Source organism: Bradyrhizobium sp. (assembly GCF_049691595.1).
Lineage (GTDB): Bacteria > Pseudomonadota > Alphaproteobacteria > Rhizobiales > Xanthobacteraceae > Bradyrhizobium.
The window spans coordinates 1-5,823 of sequence record NZ_JBAVNZ010000123.1; the positions used below are offsets into that span (position 1 = coordinate 1).

4 protein-coding genes are annotated in these 5,823 nt (G+C 64.2%); 2 read left to right on the forward strand and 2 right to left on the reverse strand.

The window, feature by feature from the left end; all coding sequences use genetic code 11:
* Positions 1-91: 91 nt before the first annotated feature.
* On the reverse strand, positions 92-2,731 hold the full coding sequence (gene clpB, locus WCE35_RS05570) for an ATP-dependent chaperone ClpB (protein WP_424592349.1): 2,640 nt from the start codon (positions 2,729-2,731) through the stop codon (positions 92-94).
* A 218-nt stretch (positions 2,732-2,949) separates the two neighbouring features.
* On the opposite strand from clpB, the gene WCE35_RS05575 reads away from it, so the two are divergent.
* Entirely contained in the window at positions 2,950-3,735 is a 786-nt protein-coding gene (locus WCE35_RS05575; protein WP_424592350.1) for an MOSC domain-containing protein, read from the forward strand.
* Positions 3,736-4,226: 491 nt separating this feature from the next.
* Here the strand turns inward: WCE35_RS05575 and WCE35_RS05580 are convergent, their stop codons facing one another.
* On the reverse strand, positions 4,227-4,886 hold the full coding sequence (locus tag WCE35_RS05580; RefSeq protein ID WP_424592351.1) for a TIGR02594 family protein: 660 nt from the start codon (positions 4,884-4,886) through the stop codon (positions 4,227-4,229).
* A 219-nt stretch (positions 4,887-5,105) separates the two neighbouring features.
* Here WCE35_RS05580 and WCE35_RS05585 point away from each other — a divergent pair.
* Positions 5,106-5,823, forward strand: a 718-nt coding sequence (locus tag WCE35_RS05585; RefSeq protein ID WP_424592352.1) for an alpha/beta fold hydrolase, incomplete at its 3' end; no start/stop codon positions are given.

Genomic DNA, 5,823 nt, shown 5'->3' on the forward strand with positions numbered 1-5,823 from the left:
GCCCGGCCGGCACGCCGCCGGTGCGGCAGGTCAGCAATCGCTGAGCCTTCGATCAAATCCTGACGTCGTGAACGTCGCGCGGCACGCAAGCTCAGTTCAGCTTCCGTTTCGGCACCGGCGCCTCGAACTGCGCGATCTCGGCGGTCTGCGGCGCCTTGCCGTTGAAGGTCAGCACATTGCCTTCGCTCGAGATCGCCACATGATCGCCATCGGCGACCTCGCCGGCGAGGATCATCTCGGCCAGCGGGTCCTGCAGATTGCGCTGGATCACCCGCTTCAGGGGACGGGCGCCATAGGCCGGATCCCAGCCCTTGGCCGCCAGCCAGTCGCGCGCGGCCGCATCGAGCGTCAGCGTGATCTTGCGCTCCTCAAGGAGCTTCTGGAGGCGAGCAAACTGGATCTCGACGATCCGGCCCATCTCGCTCTTCTGCAACCTGTGGAACAGGATGATCTCGTCGACTCGGTTGAGGAATTCGGGGCGGAAATGGGCCCGCACCATGCCCATCACCGGCTCGCGCACCGCCGAGGTATCCTCGCCCTCCGGCTGGTTGACCAGGAACTCCGACCCGAGGTTCGAGGTCATGATGATCAGCGTGTTGCGGAAATCGACGGTGCGGCCCTGACCGTCGGTCAGGCGGCCATCGTCGAGCACCTGCAGCAGCACGTTGAACACGTCCGGATGCGCCTTCTCGATCTCGTCGAACAGCACCACCTGATAGGGACGCCGCCGCACCGCTTCGGTGAGCGCGCCGCCCTCGTCATAGCCGACATAGCCCGGCGGCGCGCCGATCAGCCGCGACACCGAATGCTTCTCCATGTATTCGGACATGTCGAGGCGGACCATCGCGGTCTCATCATTGAACAGATATTCGGCGAGCGCTTTGGTCAGCTCGGTCTTGCCGACGCCGGTCGGACCTAAGAACATGAACGAGCCGGTCGGGCGGTTCGGATCCTGCAGGCCGGCGCGCGAACGGCGCACGGCGGTCGCCACCGCGCGAACGGCTTCGGCCTGACCGACCACCCGCTGGCCAAGACTGTCCTCCATCTTCAGGAGCTTGTCCTTTTCGCCCTCCAGCATCTTGTCGACGGGAACGCCGGTCCAGCGCGACACCACCTGCGCGATGTGGTTGGCGGTGACGGCCTCCTCCATCATCTCGCCGGCATCATCCTTGGCCTCGATGTCGGCGAGCTTCTTCTCAAGCTCCGGGATCCGGCCATAGGCCAGTTCGCCCGCGCGCTGGAATTCGCCGCGGCGCTGCGCGTTGGCAAGTTCGATGCGCAATGCATCGAGTTCGCTCTTGAGCTTCTGGGCGTTGGAGAGCTTGTTCTTTTCCGCGCTCCAGCGTGCCGTCAGCGCCGCCGACTTCTCCTCGAGGTCGGCAAGCTCCTTCTCCAGCGCCTGCAGACGGCTCTTCGAACCGGCGTCGCTCTCCTTCTTCAGCGCTTCCTGCTCGATCTTCAGCCGGATGATCTCCCGGTCCATCGAATCGAGTTCTTCCGGCTTGGAATCGACCTGCATTTTCAGCCGCGCCGCCGCTTCGTCCATCAGGTCGATGGCCTTGTCGGGCAGGAAGCGGTCGCTGATGTAGCGGTTCGACAGCGTGGTCGCCGCCACCAGCGCGGAGTCGGTGATGCGAACGCCGTGATGCTGCTCGTATTTGTCCTTCAGCCCGCGCAGGATCGAGATGGTGTCCTCGACCGAGGGCTCGCTGACATAGATCGGCTGGAACCGCCGCGCCAGCGCGGCGTCCTTTTCGACGTGTTTCCGATATTCATCGAGCGTGGTGGCGCCGATGCAATGCAGTTCGCCCCGCGCCAGCGCGGGCTTCAACAGGTTGGACGCGTCCATGGCGCCGTCGGCCTTGCCGGCGCCGATCAGCGTGTGCATCTCGTCGATGAACAGGATGATCGAGCCTGCCGCGGAGGTGACTTCCTGCAGCACGGCTTTCAGCCGTTCCTCGAACTCACCGCGATATTTCGCGCCTGCGATCAGCGAACCAAGGTCGAGCGACAACAGTTTCTTGTCCTTCAGGCTCTCCGGCACGTCGCCGTTGAGGATTCGCAAGGCAAGACCTTCGACGATCGCGGTCTTGCCGACGCCGGGCTCGCCGATCAGCACCGGATTGTTCTTGGTGCGGCGGGAAAGCACCTGAATGGTGCGGCGGATTTCCTCGTCGCGGCCGATCACCGGATCGAGCTTGCCGTCGCGCGCCGCTTGCGTGAGGTCGCGGGAATATTTCTTCAGCGCGTCATAGGCGTTCTCGGCGGTGGCCGAATCCGCGGTGCGGCCCTTGCGCAGCGCCTCGATCGCCGCGTTCAGGTTCTGTGGCGTGACGCCGCCCTTGCCGAGAATCGCGCCGGCCTCACTGCCCTTCTCGAGCGTCAGCCCGAGCAGCAGCCGTTCCACGGTGACAAAGCTGTCGCCGGCCTTCTCCGCCGCTTTCTCCGCGGCATCGAACGCCCGCGCCAGGTCCGGCGCCAGATAGACCTGTCCGGCGCCGCCGCCCGAGACTTTCGGCAGCTTGTTGAGCGCGTCCTCGGTCGCCTTCAGGATGGCGCGGGAATTGCCGCCGGCGCGGTCGATCAGACCGCCGGCGAGGCCCTCGCTGTCATCCAGCAGCACTTTCAGCATATGCAGCGACGAGAACTGCTGGTGGCCGTCGCGCATGGCGAGCGACTGCGCCGACTGGAGGAAGCCGCGTGCCCGCTCGGTATATTTTTCAATATTCATGGTTCATATCCCTCAGCCTGCCGCTCAGCCCCTTAAGGCACTGCCACGGCATCTTCATTGGGTTTCCGCGGGCCGCGTTGACATTCCTCAAACGGCCGCGATCGTCGCCGTTATTTCTGGCTTGGCGCAAATGTGGGCATCGGGTGGCAAAACGGAAGAGGCCGGCTCACGATTTTGCGAGCGGTAGCGCCGACATCGGGAATCTCCTAGAAAGCACGATGCCACCCATCCAGTCCGCGCAGATTGCCGGCATCTACCGCTACCCCGTCAAAGGCCTCACCCCGGAAGCGCTGCCGCGCGCCGCGCTGAAGCCCGGCGAGACGCTGCTGGCCGATCGCCGCTACGCCATCGAAAACGGCCCCAGCGGCTTCGATCCCACCGAGCCCAAATGGATGCCGAAGCCGCATTTCCTGATGCTGATGCGGGACGAATGGCTGGCGCCGCTGCGCAGCCATTTCGACGATGTGAGCCACGTCCTGACCATCCGGCGAGATGGCTCGGTGGTTGCCCGGGGCGATCTTGAGACCGCCGAAGGCCGGGCCGCCATCGAGCGATTTTTTTCCAGCGCCTGTGCCGGAGAGATCAGGGGACCGCCCAAAATTCTCTCCGGCAAGGACCACAGCTTTTCGGACCTCGCCCGAAAAGTGGTCTCGATCATCAATCTCGCCAGCCTGCGCGCCATCGAGAACATGGTCGGCCAGCCGGTTCACCCCCTGCGCTTCCGCGCCAACCTCTATGTCGAGGGCTGGCCCGCCTGGCACGAATTCGAACTGCTCAACCAAACCCTCGCCGTCGGCGAGGCCCGGCTCAAGGTGATGAAGCGGATCACCCGCTGCGCCGCCGTCGATGTCGATCCCGACACCGGCGCCCGCGACCTCGCCATTCCGCCGGCGCTGATGCGCCGGCTCGGCCACAATGAATGCGGCATCTATGCCGAGGTGATCGCCGCCGGCAGCATTGCCACCGGCGATGCGATTGCCGCGGAGCAGCCGGAGCTGTTGTGACTTCACTCGTGGCGGTAGAATGCCGTCATTGCGAGCGAAGCGAAGCAATCCATCCTTCCGCAAGCGAGGTGACATGGGATGGCTTCGCTTCGCTCGCAATGACGGGCTCCAATTCCAAATACGGGTATGCCTTCTCGCGGCGCGATGCGCCCGAGTTCTTGCGCTTGTCACCCTCGACAAAGGAGGGTGCAGGGAATGCCGGGTGCACGCTGCACCCGCGGTCTCGTGTGCAAAATTGTGCAAAGAAGCGCACACGAGCATACAGGTTCAGCGAACTGATTTGGGGTCGCCTGAGAAGAGGAATATTTTCTTAGGAAAGGGTTGACAGGATTTGCTGATTTGCCCGTCGGGTCAATTTGTCGCGTTACTCTCCACATCGTCTGCGATCCACGAGCACTGAACGATGGGCCAGTAGCGTGCCTCGCCCCTCACCCGTCGCGCAAGAGCGCGCCGACCTCTCCCCGTAAAGAACGGGGAGAGGTGAAGAAGCCTCAGCTCGTCGGCATGACGTAGGCGTAGATCCGGCCGCGCGACACCGGCGCTTCCCGCACCCGGTTGCCGCTATTGCCGGAGATCACGATCGGATTGCCCTTGGCATCGATGCCGGTGATGACGCCGACATGGCCGCCGCCGCGCCGGCCCATCACGGCGATGGCACCGACCTGCGGGCCGGACACGCGCTGACCGTAATTGGCGAACGAGCGTGCCATGTCGGAGCCGGTGCCGCGATGACCGGAATGCTCCAGCACCATGTTCATGAACCGCGCGCACCACAGGCTGCCACGGCCGGTCGGGTTGCCGCCGATGTAACGGCGCGCTTCGGCCACGACGTTGGACGAACCGAAGCCGCTAGATGCCGGCGCGCTTGCGCCCGGCGTCAGGCTTGCACTGGTACTTGCATTGGCATCGGCAAAGCCGCCCGCCTGCATTTGCGCCACGCCGCGGTCCCAGCGCGACACGTGCTCCACATGCCTTCTATGATAGTGAGCGAAATGCCGTGCATGGTGGCCGGCGTGGTGGACGCGAGCATGCCGCCCTGCGCCATGGTGAGGACGTGCTGAAGCCGGAGCGGCGGATACGGTGATCGCCGCCGAACACAGAGCCAGCGCCATGAGACGAAGCGACCTGCGAGACGCAAACAACTGAACCATACTTTATCCTCTATGACACACCCCCCTTCCCCACACGGACGTCCAGAACGACCGCTGCGGCGTTTTGCAATTGACGATGTGGCGAAAGAAAGACGGCTTGCGGCAGTGCAGCATCGCTTTCGAGGCGATTCCACGATGGATTCTTGACGAAAGAACTCTGTTTCCGCCTGATGCGGTCCTGGGATCGATTTCCAGCCGGCCCACGAGAGGAGCTTCAAAATGCCCTATGCCGTCGCCAAGGATAATGTCCGCCTCTATTTCGAGGAGGCGGGAAGCGGCACGCCGATCATTTTCCTGCACGAGTTCGCGGCCGACCACACCAATTGGGAGCCGCAGATGCGCTATTTCTCGCGCGGCCACCGCTGCATCGCCTATTCCGCGCGCGGCTATACGCCCTCCGACGTGCCGCCCGCCGCCGACGTCTACACCTACAAGCACTTCTATACCGACGCGCTCGCCGTGCTCGATCATCTCAAGATCGCAAGCGCGCATTTCGTCGGCCTGTCGATGGGCTCCTATTCGTCGCTGCAGATCGGCCTCAACGCGCCGGCGCGCGCGCTGTCGATGACGCTGGCCGCGGTCGGCTCGGGCTCGAGCCTGGAACATCTCGACGCCTTCCGCGCGCAATGCCGGGCCAACGCCGAGCAGTATGAAACGATCGGCTCGGTCGAAGTGGCCAAGGCCACGCGCGAGGCGCCGAGCCGGATTCCGTTCCTGCTGAAAGACCCGCGCGGCCATGCCGATTTCTATGCCGCGCTGGCACGGCACGACGCCAAAGGATCGGCCAACACCATGCGCGGCTTCCAGGGCGGCCGGCCCTCGATCTACACCCTGACCGAGGCGATCCGGAAGGTGCCGACGCCGGCGCTGATTATCTGCGGCGACGAGGACGACAATTGCATCGAGCCGAGCATGTTCCTGAAAAAGCATCTGCCGG